The sequence below is a fragment of the Actinomyces polynesiensis genome (assembly GCF_000820725.1).
GTDB classification, from domain to species: Bacteria; Actinomycetota; Actinomycetes; order Actinomycetales; family Actinomycetaceae; genus Pauljensenia; species Pauljensenia polynesiensis.
Genome location: NZ_CCXH01000027.1, coordinates 1 through 16,766 on the forward strand (window position 1 = coordinate 1; position 16,766 = coordinate 16,766).

Annotated in this window: 13 protein-coding genes; 9 read left to right on the top strand and 4 right to left on the bottom strand. The window is 70.7% G+C overall.

What is annotated here, in order from left to right; translation table 11 throughout:
- Positions 1-89: 89 nt before the first annotated feature.
- The 3 genes from TA90_RS00990 to TA90_RS01000 form a co-directional block, all read right to left on the bottom strand.
- Positions 90-635: an SNARE-associated domain-containing protein gene (locus TA90_RS00990; RefSeq protein ID WP_043534165.1), complete on the bottom strand. Its 546-nt coding sequence runs from the start codon at positions 633-635 to the stop codon at positions 90-92.
- A 16-nt stretch (positions 636-651) separates the two neighbouring features.
- Positions 652-1,119 (bottom strand): Fur family transcriptional regulator, encoded by a 468-nt coding sequence (locus TA90_RS00995; RefSeq protein WP_052450336.1) that lies wholly within the window; start codon positions 1,117-1,119, stop codon positions 652-654.
- A 264-nt stretch (positions 1,120-1,383) separates the two neighbouring features.
- Positions 1,384-2,442 (bottom strand): LacI family DNA-binding transcriptional regulator, encoded by a 1,059-nt coding sequence (locus TA90_RS01000; protein ID WP_052450337.1) that lies wholly within the window; start codon positions 2,440-2,442, stop codon positions 1,384-1,386.
- A 168-nt stretch (positions 2,443-2,610) separates the two neighbouring features.
- Here TA90_RS01000 and TA90_RS01005 point away from each other — a divergent pair, with 168 nt between their 5' ends.
- The 6 genes from TA90_RS01005 to aroD all read left to right on the top strand — a co-directional run bounded on the left by TA90_RS01005 (position 2,611) and on the right by aroD (position 10,480).
- Positions 2,611-3,849 (top strand): sugar ABC transporter substrate-binding protein, encoded by a 1,239-nt coding sequence (locus tag TA90_RS01005; RefSeq protein ID WP_043534166.1) that lies wholly within the window; start codon positions 2,611-2,613, stop codon positions 3,847-3,849.
- Positions 3,850-3,951: 102 nt separating this feature from the next.
- Positions 3,952-5,550 (top strand): ABC transporter permease subunit, encoded by a 1,599-nt coding sequence (locus TA90_RS01010; protein WP_043534167.1) that lies wholly within the window; start codon positions 3,952-3,954, stop codon positions 5,548-5,550.
- On the top strand, positions 5,550-6,518 hold the full coding sequence (locus tag TA90_RS01015; RefSeq protein ID WP_082031188.1) for a sugar ABC transporter permease: 969 nt from the start codon (positions 5,550-5,552) through the stop codon (positions 6,516-6,518). Before TA90_RS01010 ends, TA90_RS01015 begins: the two co-directional genes overlap by 1 nt.
- A 340-nt stretch (positions 6,519-6,858) precedes the next feature.
- Positions 6,859-8,250: a glycine--tRNA ligase gene (locus TA90_RS01020; protein ID WP_043534168.1), complete on the top strand. Its 1,392-nt coding sequence runs from the start codon at positions 6,859-6,861 to the stop codon at positions 8,248-8,250.
- 39 nt (positions 8,251-8,289) lie between these two features.
- A complete protein-coding gene (dusB, locus tag TA90_RS01025) occupies positions 8,290-9,603 on the top strand; it encodes a tRNA dihydrouridine synthase DusB (RefSeq protein WP_187120059.1) in 1,314 nt (437 codons plus the stop codon).
- Positions 9,596-10,480 carry a type I 3-dehydroquinate dehydratase gene (aroD, locus tag TA90_RS01030; protein ID WP_147513298.1) on the top strand — a complete coding sequence of 295 codons (885 nt, stop codon included), beginning with the start codon at positions 9,596-9,598 and terminating at the stop codon, positions 10,478-10,480. The genes dusB and aroD overlap by 8 nt, the downstream gene beginning before the upstream one ends.
- A gap of 405 nt (positions 10,481-10,885) precedes the next feature.
- Here aroD and TA90_RS01035 read toward each other — a convergent pair whose 3' ends face one another.
- Complete coding sequence (locus TA90_RS01035) at positions 10,886-12,142, bottom strand: alpha-amylase family protein (protein WP_147513299.1); 1,257 nt, start codon at positions 12,140-12,142, stop codon at positions 10,886-10,888.
- A 63-nt stretch (positions 12,143-12,205) separates the two neighbouring features.
- Here TA90_RS01035 and TA90_RS01040 point away from each other — a divergent pair, with 63 nt between their 5' ends.
- The 3 genes from TA90_RS01040 (at position 12,206) to TA90_RS01050 (ending at position 16,738) form a co-directional block, all read left to right on the top strand.
- Positions 12,206-13,528 carry a deoxyguanosinetriphosphate triphosphohydrolase gene (locus TA90_RS01040; protein WP_082031190.1) on the top strand — a complete coding sequence of 441 codons (1,323 nt, stop codon included), beginning with the start codon at positions 12,206-12,208 and terminating at the stop codon, positions 13,526-13,528.
- A 177-nt stretch (positions 13,529-13,705) separates the two neighbouring features.
- A complete protein-coding gene (gene dnaG, locus TA90_RS01045; protein ID WP_043534170.1) occupies positions 13,706-15,697 on the top strand; it encodes a DNA primase in 1,992 nt (663 codons plus the stop codon).
- 177 nt (positions 15,698-15,874) lie between these two features.
- Positions 15,875-16,738 (top strand): MetQ/NlpA family ABC transporter substrate-binding protein, encoded by an 864-nt coding sequence (locus TA90_RS01050; RefSeq protein WP_147513300.1) that lies wholly within the window; start codon positions 15,875-15,877, stop codon positions 16,736-16,738.
- Positions 16,739-16,766 lie beyond the last annotated feature (28 nt).

The window sequence follows — 16,766 nt, forward strand, 5'->3', positions numbered from 1 at the left end:
TGTCCGGGGTCCCTCCCGCGACGACCCGCCCCGGGTGCCCTGTCCGGGTCGCCGGACCCGGGGGCGGAGGGCCCCGGGCGGGGTGGCGCTCAGGCCCGCTCGGTGGAGTGCGCGACGGCGGGTGCCGCCTCCTCGGCGTGCCTGATGCGGTGGCCGCCGTGGCGTCGGTGCCACTGCAGCCCGATGAACAGGGCGGCGACACCGGCGAAGGCTGCCCAGGCCCACGGGCTGCCGGCGATCGCGGCGAGGGCCGCCTGCCACACGGCCAGCATCCCGAGGCCGTACATGAGGGCCCAGGCGACACAGCCCGGCACCATGGCCAGGGTGTAGGTCCGCCAGCGCAGGCGCACCACGCCCGAGCCCGCATTGACGGCCGTCTGGATGCCGACGGTGAGGAAGCACAGGGGGATGATGATGAGCCCCCAGCGCTCGAGGAGGGCCGCGCCCTTGCGGGGGGTGGGTCCGTTGAACCAGTGGGCGATCCGGCCCACCAGGCCATTGCGGTCGGAGGCCTTGAGGGCGCCCGCAGCGGCGAGCCTGCCCAGCCAGTACGTGCCCTGGGCGCGCAGGAGGACGACGAAGAACAGGAAGACGATCAGGCGTACTCCGGAGGAGGCCCAGTCGGGAACGGGCATGATGATCTCTTCCTTGTCAGACGGTGGTGGGGGATGGTGTGGCGTCCGGTCCGTCCGCGGTGTTGCCTGCCGGTGTCGCCGGGGCCGGGTCCTCGTGACGCGCCGCCGAGCAGGTGGCGCACAGGCCGAAGAGTTCCATGGAGTGGTCGACCTCGGTGTACCCGTGCTGGCGGGCGACGTCGGCGACCCAGGACTCCACCTCGGAGAGCAGGATCTCCTCGGCGTGCCCGCACTGCCGGCAGACCAGGTGGTGGTGGTGACCGCGGTCGTCGCAGAGTCGGTAGAGACTCTCCCCATCGGCGGAACGCAGGACGTCGACATCGCCCTCGGAACTGAGTCCCTGCAGGTTGCGGTAGACCGTGGCGAGCCCGACGCGGTGGCCCTCCTCGCGCAGGTCCTCGAAGACCTGCTGGGCGGAGCGGAAGTCGTCGACGCGCCGGAGCTCGGCGAGGACGGCCTGGCGCTGTCGCGTCATGCGTTGCACGGTGCCTCCGGTGGTGGTTCCAGACGAGGGCGGCGCCCTCGTTCCCGGGGCGGTCCGCACGGCTGCGCGGCGCCCCACTCACGTAGGGTAGCCCCCCGCGCACGAGGTCTCCACGTGGGACACCGTGTCAGAAAATCCGCTTGTTTCCGCGGGTGGACGGACGTCCGACCACGGCGCGGACAGCGGGGTCCCGGAGAGGACCCCGACCCGCCCGGATCCGCTCGCAGGGGCGGCGCGGGGACGGCGGGGTGCGTGGACGCGCAGTCAGGCGTGGGTGCGGGCGGCGCGGGGTGCTGGATCCGACCCGGCCCGGTCCGGGGCCTGGCCCGTGGACCCCCGCACGACGAGGTCGGGGGTGTACACGTAGGCCTGGTGCTCCTGAGGTGATCCGGGCTCCATCGAGGTCAGGGCGCGCACCGCGGCGGTGGTGATCGACTGGACGGGTTGACGCACGGTGGTCAGGGGAGGGTCCAGGTGTGCCATGAGCATCGAGTCGTCGAAGCCCACCAGTGAGACGTCCTCGGGCACGCGCAGCCCCATGGCGTGGATGGTGCGTGCCGCTCCCAGGGCCTGCAGGTCCGAGCCCGCCACGATGGCGGTCGTGCCGGCCTCGACGAGCCCGCGTGCCGCGCTCGCAGCGGCCTCGTAGGTGTAGAAGGTCTCGGTGACCAGGGGATCCGTGTCGCCGAGCTCGCGTCCCATCACCTTCCGGAACGCCTCGGCCTTGCGGGCCGCGGGCACGATGTGGGTGTGGCCACCCAGCAGGGCGATGCGCCGGTGGCCGAGCTGGACGAGGTGGTGGACGGCTGCCTCGATGCCCATGGCGTCCCCGGTGGAGAAGTCGGGTGCGGGCACCTCCGCGCGCGCGCCGTTGACGGTGACGAAGGGGACGCCACTGGCGGCCAGGGAAGCGTAGCGGCTGATGTCGGCGCGGTAGTCGGCATGCCGACCCGAGACGAAGACGATGCCGGCCACGCCGCGATCCAGCAGACTTCGGACGTACTGCTCCTCACTGGTCCCCCCCGGTGTCTGGGTGCAGACCAACGGCAGGAACCCCGCACGCGTGATCTCGGCCTGCATGGAGTGGGCGTAGAGGGCGAAGATCGGGTTCACGAGCTCCGGGGTGATGACCGCGATGGCGGAGGAGTTGCCCGGGCGCTCGGCGTTGGGGCGTTCGTAGCCGAGGGAGTCCAGCGCGACGAGGACCTTGTGCCGGGTCTCCCCGGAGACCTGTCCCGAGCCGCTGACCACCCTGGACACGGTGGCCGTGGAGACGCCGGCCAGTGCGGCGATGTCCGCCATTCGCGTACGGGGTCTCGACATGGGTCCTCCTCCGTGGGGCGCGTCCTCGCTGCCTGTGAATGTAACAGTTCGTCAACGCTTCCTGTATCAATCACCCAATCCTTGCAGAGGATTGCAGCAACGATTACAGTCATGTTCAGCGACCGTGCCCACCGATGAGTGCGGCGGAGACAACACTGAGGAGTTGACATGCGAAGAGGCATTGCTGCCCTGGGAGCCCTGGCACTGGTGGGGACCCTCGCGGCCTGTGGCGGGGAGGCAGACCAGTCCGGTGACGCCGCCTCCGGCGCCGCCGGGGACCAGTCGGGCGCGGCCGGGGTGGGAACCCTCACCATCTGGGCCGATGACACGCGCTACGGGGAGATGCAGGAGTTCGCGAAGGACTTCACCGCCGAGACCCAGATCGAACTCTCCGTCGTCCAGAAGTCCGAGTCGGACATGGACCAGGAGTTCATCACCCAGGTCCCCACGGGCAAGGGCCCCGACCTGATCGTCATGGCCCACGACAAGCTCGGCGCCCTGGTCACCAACGGCGTGGTGGGAACCGTGGACCTCAGCGACGTCCAGGACGAGTTCTCCGACTCCGCCGTCCAGGCCGTCGCCTATGACGGCCAGACCTACGGGGTCCCCTACGCCATCGAGTCGGTCGCGCTGGTGCGCAACAACGCGCTGACGACCGACACCCCCACCACCTTCGACGACATGATCTCCTCCGGGGAGGCCACGGGGGTGAAGTACCCCTTCATCATCCAGATGGGTGACGAGGGCGACCCCTACCACTTCTACCCCTTCCAGACCTCCTTCGGGGCGCCGGTCTTCGAGCAGTCCGCTGACGGCTCCTACACGACCGACCTGGCCCTGGGTGGCGAGAACGGCACGGCCTTCGCCGAGTGGCTGAAGGCCCAGGGCGACGCGGGCATCCTGGACCCGGCCATCACCTCCGACGTCGCCAAGCAGGCCTTCCTGGACGGCGAGGCACCCTACACGGTGACCGGCCCGTGGAACGTCACCGCCTTCCGTGAGGCGGGGATGGACGTCTCGGTCCTCCCCGTGCCGAAGGCCGGCGACCAGGATGCCCAGCCCTTCGTCGGGGTCCAGGTGTTCTTCCCCTCCGCCAAGACCGAGAACCAGCTGCTGGTCAACAAGTTCCTCGAGTACGTCGAGACGGCCGCAGCCCAGCAGCAGCTGTACGAGATCGGCGGACGTGTGCCGGCGATGACCTCGGTCGCCGAGGGGATCGACGACGAGGACATCAAGGGCTTCGCGACGGTTGCCGGAGCAGGTGTCCCGATGCCGGCCATCCCGGAGATGGGTTCGGTCTGGCAGTTCTGGGGTGTCACCGAGGCGAACATCGTCACCGGCAAGGAAGCCCCCGAAGAGGGCTGGTCGACGATGGTCGAGAACATCAAGGGTGCCATCAGTAAGTGACACACCTCGACTGACGGCAGTCAGGGGAGTCCCCGGGCCCGAGGGGCCCGGGGACGCCCCGACCCTCGCCCTCGTCCCATGACGCGACAACAGGAGCACCCCATGGCTTCACCGGGCACCTCACCCAGCACCACCACACCCCCCACCCGTCACACCAACTCCCACGCCCGTGACGTGGGGGGTCGCGGCTTCCTCCTCAAGCTCGTCCTCGTCATGCTCGTGGACGCCCTGGGTGTCTACGGCATCCTCACCGCCTGGAACGCCGGGTCATGGGGGATCGTCGCCGTCCTCGTCCTGCTCCTCGTGGCGGTCAACGTCGTCTACTTCTCCCCGCGGATGCTGCCCGCGAAGTACCTGCTCCCCGGGCTGGTCTTCGTCCTCGTCTACCAGGTCTTCGTCATGGGCTACACCGGCTACGTGTCGCTGACCAACTACGGGCAGGGACACAACTCCACCCAGCAGGACGCGATCTCCGCGATCCTCCAGAAGCACGAGAAGCGGGTCGAGGGATCCCCCACGGTCGCGGTCGCCGTCATCGACGACGGGGGCACGCTGGGGTTGGCCGTCCTCGACCCGGACACGGACGTCGTCTCCGTGGGGACCCCGGACCAGCCCCTGGAGCCCGTGGAGGGCGCCGAGGTCGGAGCGATGGGCATCACGGCCGTCCCCGGGCACGACGTCCTGACCTTCGCCCAGCTCAGCCAACGCCAGCAGGAGGTGGCGGGTCTGGCCGTCCCGGTCTCCGACGACCCCTCCGACGGCCACTACGTCACCACCGACGGCTCCAAGGGCTACCTCGCCCGCTCCACCTTCTCCTACGACGCGGCCACCGACAGCATCACCGACAGCGAGACGGGGACCACCTACACCGCGACCGACGCGGGTGCCTTCGTCGCCCCGGACGGGACGGAGCTCACCCCCGGGTGGCGGGTCTTCGTGGGGCTGGACAACTTCACGAACATGGTGGTCAGCCGTGACCTGGGTGGGCCCTTCCTCAGGGCACTGGTGTGGTCCTTCGTGTTCGCCGGTGGCTCCGTGCTCACGACCTTCGCGCTCGGCCTGTTCCTGGCGCTGGTCTTCTCCGACACCCGGGTGAGGGGGCGCAGGATCTACCAGTCCCTGCTGATCCTGCCCTATGCGTTCCCGGCCTTCCTGGCGACGCTGGTGTGGAAGGGGATGCTCAACGAGCGCTTCGGGTTCGTCAACCAGGTGCTGCTCGGGGGTGCGGAGATCCCGTGGCTGACTAACGGGCTGCTGGCCAAGGTCGCCATCCTGGGCGTCAACCTGTGGCTGGGCTTCCCCTACATGTTCCTCGTGTGCATGGGCAGCCTCCAGTCGTTGCCCTCCGACGCCCTGGAGGCCGCGAAGATCGACGGCGCCGGGGCGCTGCGCACCGTCTGGTCCGTCAAGCTGCCGCTGGTGCTCCAGTCGACGGTGCCGCTGCTCATCGCCTCCTTCGCCTTCAACTTCAACAACTTCTCCCTGATCTACATGCTCACCGGGGGAGGCCCGAACTACCCGGGCCTGTCGGTGCCCGTGGGGGAGACGGACATCCTGATCTCCATGGTCTACAAGATCGCCTTCGACAGAGGGGGCCAGGACTACGGTCTGGCCTCGGCGATGTCGATCGTCATCTTCATCGTGGTGGGCCTGATCGCCTGGGCCGGTTTCCGTCGGACGCGAGCACTGGAGGACCTGTGATGAGTGCACCCGGTACGACCCCCCTGGAGGTGGGGCGCGAGGAAGGACGCAGCACCGGCGGTCCGGGGAGGAGGACGCGCCGCACCACCCGGCGGGCGCCGGAGGAACTCCACACCTCCCTGAAGGGGCTGCGCTGGTGGGCAGAGGTCGGGTGGCGTCACATCGTCGGCGTGGTGGCCATCATCTACTGCGTGGTGCCCCTGCTCTACGTGCTCTCGGTCTCCCTGGTCCCCAATGCGACGTTGACGGGGTCCAACAGGTTGTTCGCGACCTTCAGCACGCAGAACTTCTCCGCGCTGTCCGGCACGGAGTACTGGAGCTGGATCCGCAACTCCCTGGTGGTCTCCATCAGCACCGCCGTCGGCACGGTGCTCATGGGGGCGAGTGCCGCCTACGCCTTCTCCCGCTTCCGCTTCCGGGGACGGCGGGGCACCCTGACCTTCCTGCTCCTGGTCCAGATGTTCCCGCAGATGCTGGCCTTCGTGGCCCTGTTCCTGCTGCTGCTCTCACTCCAGGACGTCTTCCCGGCCCTGGGCCTGAACTCCCAGCTGGGGCTCATCTGCGTGTACCTGGGTGGTGCGCTCGGGTCGAACACCTTCCTCCTCTACGGGTTCTTCAACACCGTGCCCAAGGAGTTGGACGAGGCCGCCGAGATCGACGGCGCCTCGCACGCCCAGGTGTTCTGGACGATCATCCTGCCCCTGGTCCTGCCGGTCCTGGCCGTGGTCGGACTGCTGTCCTTCATCGCCAGCTTCGGTGACTTCGTGATCGCCCGGGTGGTCCTCCAGACCCCCGACAGGTACACGCTGGCAGTGGGCATGTACAACTGGGCGGCGGATGCCCGCACCGCCCCGTGGGGTCTCTTCGCCGCAGGAGCAGTCGTGGCGGCGGTCCCGGTGGTGCTGATCTTCCTGTACCTGCAGCGCTACATCGTCTCCGGTCTGACGGCGGGGTCCGTCAAGGGCTGAGTGGAGCCGGGAGGGGCTGTGCCACCGGTGCCTGTCACGGACCGGTGCCCGGTCCCTCCGGACCGCCGTGTGTGGTTCCCCTGTCAGGAACCCGCGTCGCCCTCGTGGGCGAGTGGGTCCACCCGCATCAGGGTGTGGGCCCGCCCTCGTCGGGCTGTGGGTGCGCTCTCGCGGGGGTGCGGTCCGCCCTCGTGGGGGAGGACCCGCGCGATGCGCACCCGTCCGCCCGGGCGCGCCCACCCGGACGGCACCGGCCCCGGGGTGCACCTGAGGCTAGAATCTCCACAGCCAGGAGCCGCGCCAGCCAGGTGCGGCCCACAGGACACAAGGAGTGCACCAAGTGGCACAGGGTTCCAGCCGCCTCGATTCCGTCATCAGCCTGGCCAAGCGCCGTGGCTTCGTCTTCCCCTCCGGAGAGATCTACGGCGGCACCCGCTCCGCCTGGGACTACGGCCCGCTGGGCGTGGAGCTCAAGGAGAACATCAAGCGCCAGTGGTGGAACCGCGTCGTGCGTTCCCGTCAGGACGTCGTCGGCCTCGACTCCTCCGTCATCCTGCCGCGCAAGGTGTGGGAGGCCTCCGGCCACGTCCAGGCCTTCACCGACCCGCTCATCGAGTGCCTGAGCTGCCACAAGCGCCTGCGTGAGGACGAGCTCATCGAGAACTACGCCGAGCGCAAGGGCCTCACCGAGGACCAGGTCAGCCTCTCCGACCTGCCCTGCCCCAACTGCGGCACCCGCGGCCAGTGGACCGAGCCGAAGGCCTTCTCCGGCCTGCTCAAGACCTACCTCGGCCCCGTCGACGACGAGGCCGGGCTGCACTACCTGCGTCCCGAGACCGCCCAGGGCATCTTCACCCAGTTCGCCAACGTCATGTCGACCTCGCGCATGAAGCCCCCCTTCGGCATCGGCCAGATCGGCAAGTCCTTCCGCAACGAGATCACGCCCGGGAACTTCATCTTCCGCACGCGTGAGTTCGAGCAGATGGAGCTGGAGTACTTCGTCGAGCCCGGCACCGATGAGGAATGGCACCAGTACTGGATCGACGAGCGCTTCTCCTGGTACACCGACCTCGGCATCGACCCTTCCCACCTGCGTATGTACGAGCACCCCCAGGAGAAGCTCTCCCACTACTCCAAGCGCACCGTCGACATCGAGTACACCTTCGGTTTCCAGGGCAGCGAGTGGGGCGAGCTCGAGGGCATCGCGAACCGCACGAACTACGACCTCACGGTCCACTCCGAGGCGTCGGGCCAGCACCTGGACTACTTCGACCCGGAGAAGAAGGAACGCTGGACGCCCTACGTCATCGAGCCCTCCGCCGGCCTGACGCGCTCCCTCATGGCCTTCCTGGTGGAGGCCTACTCCGAGGACGAGGCCCCCAATGCCAAGGGCGGGGTGGACAAGCGCACCGTGCTGCGCCTGGACCCGCGCCTGTCCCCGGTCAAGGTCGCGGTCCTGCCGCTCTCGCGCAAGCCCGAGCTCACCGGCCCCGCGTCCGAGCTCGCCCAGGAGCTGCGCTCCACCTGGAACGTCGACTACGACACCTCCGGCGCGGTGGGGCGTCGCTACCGTCGCCAGGACGAGATCGGCACCCCCTTCTGCATCACCTATGACTTCGAGTCCGTCGAGGACCACGCCGTCACCGTGCGTGAGCGCGACTCCATGGAGCAGGTGCGCCTGCCCCTGGACGAGGTGCGTCCCTGGCTCGTCGAGCGCCTGGGGTGCTGCTGAGTGGTCCCCACTCCCGTCGTCAGCGGTCCGGCCCCCCGTATGGAGGTCGGACCGCTGCGTCTGTGGTCCCCGGTCATCCTCGCGCCGATGGCCGGGGTCACCGACGCGCCCTTCCGGCGGCTGTGCCGCCGCTTCGGTGAGGAGGGGCTGCCGCCGGGGCTGCGTCCCGTCGACGGTGGCCGCACGGGGGAGGGCAGCGCCCACGAGGGCGGCCCCGCCCTCGTCGATGCGGACACGGACCGCGGCGCGACCGCGGCGGAGGACTCTGCCACCGCGGGAGCGCCCTGGATCCGGGGGGTGGACGCCCCGGCCGGGCTGTACGTGACGGAGATGGTGACCTCCCGGGCGCTCGTGGAGGGCAATGCCGAGACCCTGCGGATGGTGCGCACGGACCCGGAGGAGCGGGTGCGCTCCATCCAGCTCTACGGGGTGGACCCCGCCACCATGGCGGCGGCCGTGCGGCTGCTGGTCGACCGTGACCTCGCCGACCACATCGACCTGAACTTCGGCTGTCCCGTGCCGAAGGTGACCCGCAAGGGTGGGGGAGCGGCGCTGCCGTGGAAGAGGGACCTCTTCGAGGACCTCCTGCGCGCGGTGGTGGGCGCCGCGGAGGAGAGCGGCCGGGCGGCGGGGCGCGAGGTGCCCGTGACCATCAAGATGCGGGTGGGCATCGACGACGACCACCTCACCTACCTCGACGCCGCGCGCACCGCACAGCGCTGCGGGGTGGCCGGCATCGGCCTGCACGCCCGCACCCAGGCGCAGTACTACTCCGGCCACGCCGACTGGACGCGGATCGCGCGCCTGCGCGAGGAGGTGGACGTGCCCGTCTTCGGCAACGGGGACGTCTTCTCAGCAGCCGACGCGCAGGAGATGATGGAGCGGACCGGTTGCGACGCCGTGGTCATCGGGCGCGGGTGCCAGGGGAGGCCCTGGCTGTTCCGGGACCTGGTGGCCGCGGCCCACGGGCTGCCGGTGCCCGCCGGGCCGTCGCTGCGCGAGGTGGCGGGCGTCATCGAGACCCACGCGCGTTGGTGCGTGGAGGACCAGGGGGAGGAGGCGCGCGCCATGCGTGAGATGCGCAAGCACGTGGGCTGGTACCTGCGCGGCTTCGCCGTGGGCGGGCCCGCGCGGCGCGACCTCAACCTCGTGTCCTCCCTGGAGGAGCTGCACGAACGGCTGTGGGCCCTCGACCTGGACCAGCCGTTCCCGGCGTCCGCGGAGGGCGCGCGGGGACGGGCGGGCACACCCAAGGTGCCCCACCTCCCCGAGGGGTGGCTCGACTCGCCGTGCCTGTCGGAGGCGGAGCGCTCGGAGCTGCACCTGGCCGAGGACGGTGTCTCCGGTGGCTGAGGAAGCAGTGGTCACGGTCCCCTGGCCGCCGCTCCTGGGCGACGGGGGTGCTGCCGGTGGTGGGGTTGTCGGCGGCGGTGCCGACGCCGGGAACTCCCGGTGCGCGGCGCGCCGGATCGTGACGGTCGGTCGGGACGGTGGCGCGGTGGAGCTCGGTGGGATGACGCGGATCATCGTCCCCCTGACGGGCGGGGACGTGGGCGAGCTCGAGGCCGAGTGCCTGGCCCTGCGCGGTCATCCGGTGGACCTCGTGGAGTGGCGCGTGGACCACCTCCGGGCCCTGGCCCGACGTCGGCCCGGGTGGGAGGAGGACGTCGCGGCGGTGCTCGCCACCGTCCGGGACCGTGCGGGACACCCGGTGCTGGCCACGGCGCGCACGGTTCACGAAGGCGGGGCCGCAGATCTCGGGGACCTGGGGTACCGGGAACTGGTGGGACTCCTGGCCACCTCGGGGGCCGATGCCGTCGATGTCGAGTTCCGGCGGGCAGGCGCGGAGTCGATCATCGAACGTGCCCACCGCGCAGGGGCGGTGGTCATCGCCTCGAACCACGACTTCACGGGCACACCTGCCGAGGAGGAGGTCATTGCCCGGCTCGTCGCCATGCGTGACCTCGGTGCGGACGTGGCCAAGGTCGCCTACCGCGAGCAGGACCCGCTGGACATGTTCCCGGTGCTGAATGCCCAGATGTGGGCGCGTGACCACCTGGGGATCCCGGTCATCGCCATCTCGATGGGGGCGGCAGGAGCCGTCACCCGCATCTGTGGGGAGCGGCTGGGGAGCGCCGCGACCTTCGCGACCGTGGGGCGGGGGAGTGCGCCCGGTCAGTTCAGCGCCGAGGAGGTCGCGCAGGTCCTCCGCACCATGCGCGAACCCTGACCCCCCTCGGTGAAGTCCGCTCTGTTCTGGGGTCGAAGTCCGCTCAGTTCTTCCCGGCGGGATCCATGGGGTCCCGCGCCGGACATGTCCCGTATCCCACAGAGGCCCTCCTTCCCATCGCCGTCCCGGCGGCTCGCTGTTCCCTGTTCCTCGCGGCTCCGGCACCGCACATCTCGACCGGGTCCGTCGGACCCCGCGCCCGTGTCCGGTCGTGGCGTCCAGCCCGGGATGTTCCACGGGGACGGTGTGTCCCGTGACCGGTCGTGGCGTCCAGTCCGGGATGTTCCAAGGGGACGGTGTGTCCCGTGACCGGGAGCGCGACCGGCGTTGCAGATCAGAGCGTACTTCGGGCCTGGAACAGAGCGGACCTCGAGCCCAGAACAGAGCGGACTTCGCCGAGGGGGGTCAGTCGGTGTGCTCGAAGGGGGCGGGCAGGATCCGTGCGGTGTCGAACCAGGCGCAGGTCTCCGGCGGCACCGGGGTGGGAGCTCCGGCGGGCGGGAGGGCCTCGGGCGCGGGGGCCTGGGAGGAGACGAGGAACCTGTGCTCGGCCGGGACCTCGACGGTCGCGTCGGAGGTGTTGAGGACCACCATCGTCCCGGCGCACACGTGCACCCCCACACCGGGGTGCGTCCAGGACAGCTCGTCCACGAAGGCCAGGGATCCCGACCCCATCGCCCTCTCGGTGCGCAGCCTGAGCGCCGTGGTGAGCGTGCGCATCTCCCGTGCGGGGCGTCCCTCGTCCCCCCAGGTCCGGTGGGCGCGGCCGGATCCCAGGACCTCGAGCCGACCGGCGAAGTGTTCGAAGGTCATGTAGGCGGCGCCGGGGAGCGAGAGCTCGTAGAGCGCCATCGCCGCACGTCGAGGGGCCGTCGCCCCCTCCTCCCAGGACCCGGGCTCGGGAGCGTCGTCGCACCCGTTCCCGGCCCGGTTGGAGGCGTGCCAGGCGGTCACCTGGCCCAGCCGGTCGCGGTCCTCGAGGGCCGAACGCACCCGGTCCCGGAGCGCGTCGGACTGCCAGGGGCACGTGGTCAGGGAGTCGTCGCGCAGGTGGTGGAACCACTCCTCCTCGAGGTGGCGGTGGAAGGCGTCCTGCTCGGAGGTGGTGGCCTCCGCGGAGAGGACCGGCAGGGTGTCGAAGTCCGCCAGTTCGGCCTGGAGGATGCGCACCAGACGGGAGAAGCGCTCGGCCCGCCGGGCCTTCTCCACCGGGTCGGGGGTCTCGGCGTTCCCGCAGGAGTCGTCGATGCGGCCCAGGTCGATGCCATCGGCCCCTGCCTTGAGGGCCGCCCTCGTGCGCAGGACCAGGGAGGTCACCCCGTCCTCGAGGTCGATGAAGGTGCCTCCGCACCCTCCCGGGAGGGTGGACCCCGCCAGGCGCACGACCACCTTCAGGCCGGCGTTGTGGACGCGGGTGATGAAGCGCTCCAGGGTGGTGCCGTCGGTGACGATGTCGGACCGCGCGGGTCGCACCAGCACCGCGGTGAAACCTGCGCGCGCGATGCCCAGGACGATGCCCTCGACCTCGGCCAGCTCCTCGTCGTCCAGTGCCTCCACGAGGTCGCACACCACTGCTCGGCGCCACCACGGGAAGCGCCCGCGTTGGATCCGGTGGATGAGAGTGGTCGTCACCCCGGTGGGGGCGGGTGCGGTCTCGGTCACGTGCCCATTGTGACCCATTCGGCACCCGAGGGTGTGCACGGCAGCCCGGGATAGGGTGGTCACGTGAGACCAGGACCACCGAGCCCGAGCCCGGACCGGGAAGCGGGACCCGCCGGCCACTACCACGACGGCGGACACTACGGCGCCCACGACCGGGCCCGCTTCGTCACCGAGAGCCCCAAGAACCCGGCCCGCACCGACTTCGAGCGCGACCGCGCCCGCGTGCTCCACTCCTCAGCGCTGCGGCGCCTCGGCGCGAAGACCCAGGTCCTGGGACCCTCCTCCGACGACTTCGTGCGCACCCGCCTGACGCACTCCCTGGAGGTCGCCCAGGTCGGTCGCGAGCTCGGCAAGGAACTCGGGGCCGACCCCGACGTGGTGGACGCCGCCTGCCTCTCCCACGACCTGGGCCATCCCCCCTTCGGGCACAACGGTGAGCGCGCCCTGGACGAACTCGCCGCGGACGCCGGCGGCTTCGAGGGCAATGCGCAGACCCTGCGCATCGTCACCCGACTGGAGCCGAAGGTCCTCACCCCCGAGGGGACGCCGGCCGGCCTCAACCTCACCCGCGCCACGCTGGACGCCATCGCGAAGTACCCCTGGCTGCGCGGCCAGGGTCCCGATCCAGTCAAGTCCTCCCACAAGTACGGCGTGTACGCGGAGGACGCGGAGGTCTTCGCGTGGATGCGCCAGGGGGCGGTGCCCGGCAGGCGCTGCCTGGAGGCCCAGATCATGGACCTCTCCGACGACATCGCCTACAGCGTCCACGACGTGGAGGACGCGGTGGCGACCGGCAAGATGGACCTCTCCCGCCTCACGACCGACACCGAGACCGAGGCCGTCATCGCCTCCACCCTCGAGTGGTACGGGCCCTCGGTGGGGGCCGACGAACTCGGGACGGCGATCGAGCGCCTGGTGTCGATGCCCGCGTGGCTGCACTCCGACTCCGGCTCCTACGCGGACATGGCCCACCTCAAGGACATGACCAGCCAGCTCATCGGCCGGTTCTGCTCCGCCACCGTGATGGCCACCCGCCGGACCTTCGGGGACGGGCCGCTGGGCCGCCACGGCGCCGACCTGGTGGTCCCCGGGGACACCCGCGCCGAGATCCAGGTCCTCAAGGGGATGGCGGTGCACTACGTCATGAGCCCCCGGGAGACCGAACCCGTCTACCTCCACCAGCGGACCCTCCTCGCCGACCTCGTCGATGCCCTCCACGAGGCCGGACCCGCCGCGCTCGAGGAACCCTTCGCCACGGACTGGCGCCAGGCGGAGGGGGAGGCCGGCAGGGTCCGGGCGGTCATCGACCAGGTCGCCACCCTCACCGATCCCTCGGCCTCGCGGCTGCACGCCCGGCTGTGCGGGATGCTCTCCACCCAGTTCTGAGATCCCACCGGGGGGCGCCCGGTCCCGCCCTCGTCCGCGGCGGGATGGCCCCTCCCCGCCTCGCTCCCCGCCCCGCCCGGGAGGAGCACCCACCCGAGGGACCCCGCCTGTTCGCCGGTGGCGCAGGCGCCTGGGGACGCCCACTGGACGGGGTGGGCTGCGCATAGACTGGTCGCCATGGCTGGCCTGATCCGACGCGAGGACATCGCGGCCGTGCGCGAGGCCTGCCGGATCGAGGAGATCGTCGGGGAGCACGTCGCCCTGCGCACCGCCGGTGTCGACTCCCAGAAGGGACTGTGCCCCTTCCACGACGAGCGAACCCCGTCCTTCCACGTCCGCCCCGCAGTCGGCCTGTGGCACTGCTTCGGGTGCGGCGAGGGCGGGGACGTCATCAGCTTCGTCCAGAAGATCGACCACCTCTCCTTCTCCGAGGCCGTGGAGATGCTCGCCCAGCGCGCCGGCGTCACCCTGCACTACGAGGAGGGCGGGCGCCAGGTCCGCAGCGAGGAGCCCGGCCGGCGCCAGCGCCTCCTCGACGCCCACCGCGTCGCCGAGGAGTACTACCAACAGCAGCTCGCCAGCCCCGAGGCCCACGTCGGCCGCGCCTTCCTGGCGGGGCGGGGGTTCACCGAGGCCATGAGCCGGCACTTCGGCGTGGGGTACTCGCCGAAGGGCTGGGACCACCTCACCCGCCTGCTGCGCTCGAGGGGCTTCACTGATGCCGAGATCCAGGCCGCGGGACTGGGATCGCAGGGCAGCCGCGGCGTCTACGACCGGTTCCGCGGGCGCCTGATGTGGCCCATCCGCGACATCACGGGCGCCACCGTCGGGTTCGGCGCGCGCAGGCTGGACGAGGACGAGGACTCACCGAAGTACCTCAACACCCCCGAGACCGCGATCTACAAGAAGTCCCAGGTCCTCTACGGTCTGGACCTGGCCAAGAGGGACATCACCCGCCAGCGACGCATCGTCATCGTCGAGGGCTACACCGACGTCATGGCCGCCCACGTCGCGGGGGAGACGACCGCCGTGGCCACCTGCGGCACCGCCTTCGGCTCGGACCACGTCCGCATCGTGCGCCGCCTGCTCGGCGACGCGGCGGACCCGGCCGCCGGGGTGGTCCTCTCCTCGGGACGCGCGCGCGGCGCGGAGGTCATCTTCACCTTCGACGGCGACGCGGCGGGGCGCACGGCGGCGCTGCGTGCCTTCCACGAGGACCAGAACTTCGCCTCCCAGACCTTCGTCGCGGTGGAGCGCACGGGCCTGGACCCCTGCGACCTGCGCATGCAGCGCGGTGACCAGGCGGTGCTCACCCTGGTCGCCTCGCGCACCCCGCTCTTCGAGTTCGTCATCCGCTCGGTGCTCTCCCAGGTGGACCTCGACACCGCCGAGGGTCGTGTGGCGGCACTGCGCGGCGCCGCCCCCGTCGTGGCGGGCATCAAGGACCGCGCGCTGCGCCACGAGTACACCCGCTCCCTGGCCGGCTGGCTCGGCATGGAGCAGGGCGAGGTCACCCGCGCGGTGCGCCAGGCCGAGTCCCACCGGGGACGTCCCGGGGACGAGGGCGGACGCGTCCAGCCCGACCGGGCGGGCGGACCCGAGCCCATGGCCGGGGCGGGTCTGCCGGGAGGCATCGTGCGACGTGGTCCCGAGGATCCCGTCACCAAGGTCGAACGCCAGGCCCTGGAGGCACTGCTGCAGCGCCCCATGGACCTCATCGGCTCGGGATTCGAGGACCTCGACGGGGCCTCCTTCACGGTGCCCGCGCACCGCGCCGTCCACGACGCGGTGCGCGCCATCGGCGGGCTCGACGCCTTCGCCGAGATGCTCAAGCAGGCCGAGGCCACCCTCGGCGTGGGCGAGGAGTCCGAGGCCGCGGCCACCCGGCACTTCGACGAGGCCGTGCGCGAGTCCGCCGGGGAGGTGGTCGGTGACGTGGTCACCGAACTGGCGGTCGCACCCCTGCCCCAGGACAAGCCGGGTGGGATGCGCGCCTACTCCCGCGGCGTCATGGGGGCGCTGGTGCGCATGGACCTCACGCGGCGCACCGGGGACGTCCGTGCCTCTCTCCAACGCATGGATCCCGATGACCCGGACTACTCGCGCACCTTCACCGAACTCATGAAGCTCGAGCAGAGGCGCCGGGCCTTCTCGGAGGCGCAGCAGTAGGGTCACGCACCGGTCGCACGCAGATGATCTCGCAGGTCACAGTGTTGTCACATGATCTCAGATCCTGCCGACGGCTCATCCTCGGAGCCCGGTGCGGGAACACTCCTGAGTGCGGGAACCCCTCCCGCCGGCGGGACACCGCCGGACCCCACGGGGGTCGACACCGAGGAGGAGAAGATGTCCACACGACTTCGTGCCATCGGCGCTGCAGCAGCACTGACAGCCATGCTCACGGTGCTGACGGCCTGCGGAGGGGGCTCCCAGGCGGCGTCCGGGAGCGATGCCGGCGGGCAGTCCGACGCCACCACGACGATCACGGTGGGCTTCAACTCCGGGCCCTACGAGGACATGTTCGAACAGGGCATCCAGCCGATCCTCGAGAAGGACGGCTACACGGTGAAGTCCCAGAACTTCACCGACGGGATCCAGGTCAACGCCGCGCTCGACGAGGGCGACATCCAGGCCAACATCATGCAGCACCCCGTCTACCTCGACTTCGTCAACGAGCAGCGCGGGTTCGACAACGTCGCCCTCGTCCAGGTCCCCGGACCGCCGATGGGCCTGTACGCGGGGAAGTCGGACACCCTCGACGTCGCCGACGGGGCGACGGTCGCCCTGCCCAACGAGCCCTCGAACCTCTACCGCGCCCTGCTGCTCCTGCAGAAGACGGGGTGGATCACCGTCAAGGACGGCATCGAGCCGGGCACCGCCTCCATCAACGACATCGCCACCAACCCGCACGACCTCGACCTGCGCCTCCTGGAGAACTCCCAGGCCGTGCGCGCGCTCCAGGACCTCGACTACGCGGTGGTCCAGGGCAATTTCGCGGTCGCCAGTGGACTCAAACTGACCGACGCCCTCGCGTTGGAGGACCTCCAGGACGACTACTCCGTGGTGGTGGCCGTCAAGGGCGGCAACGAGTCCACCCCCTGGGCCAAGGCCATCGTCGAGGCGTACCACTCCCAGGAGTTCGCCGACTTCATCGCCTCCCACGACGAGTACGCCGGCTACCACCTGCCGTCCTACATGGACGTGAAGTGACCGTCCCGCAGGGAGCCCGTCCCGTCCC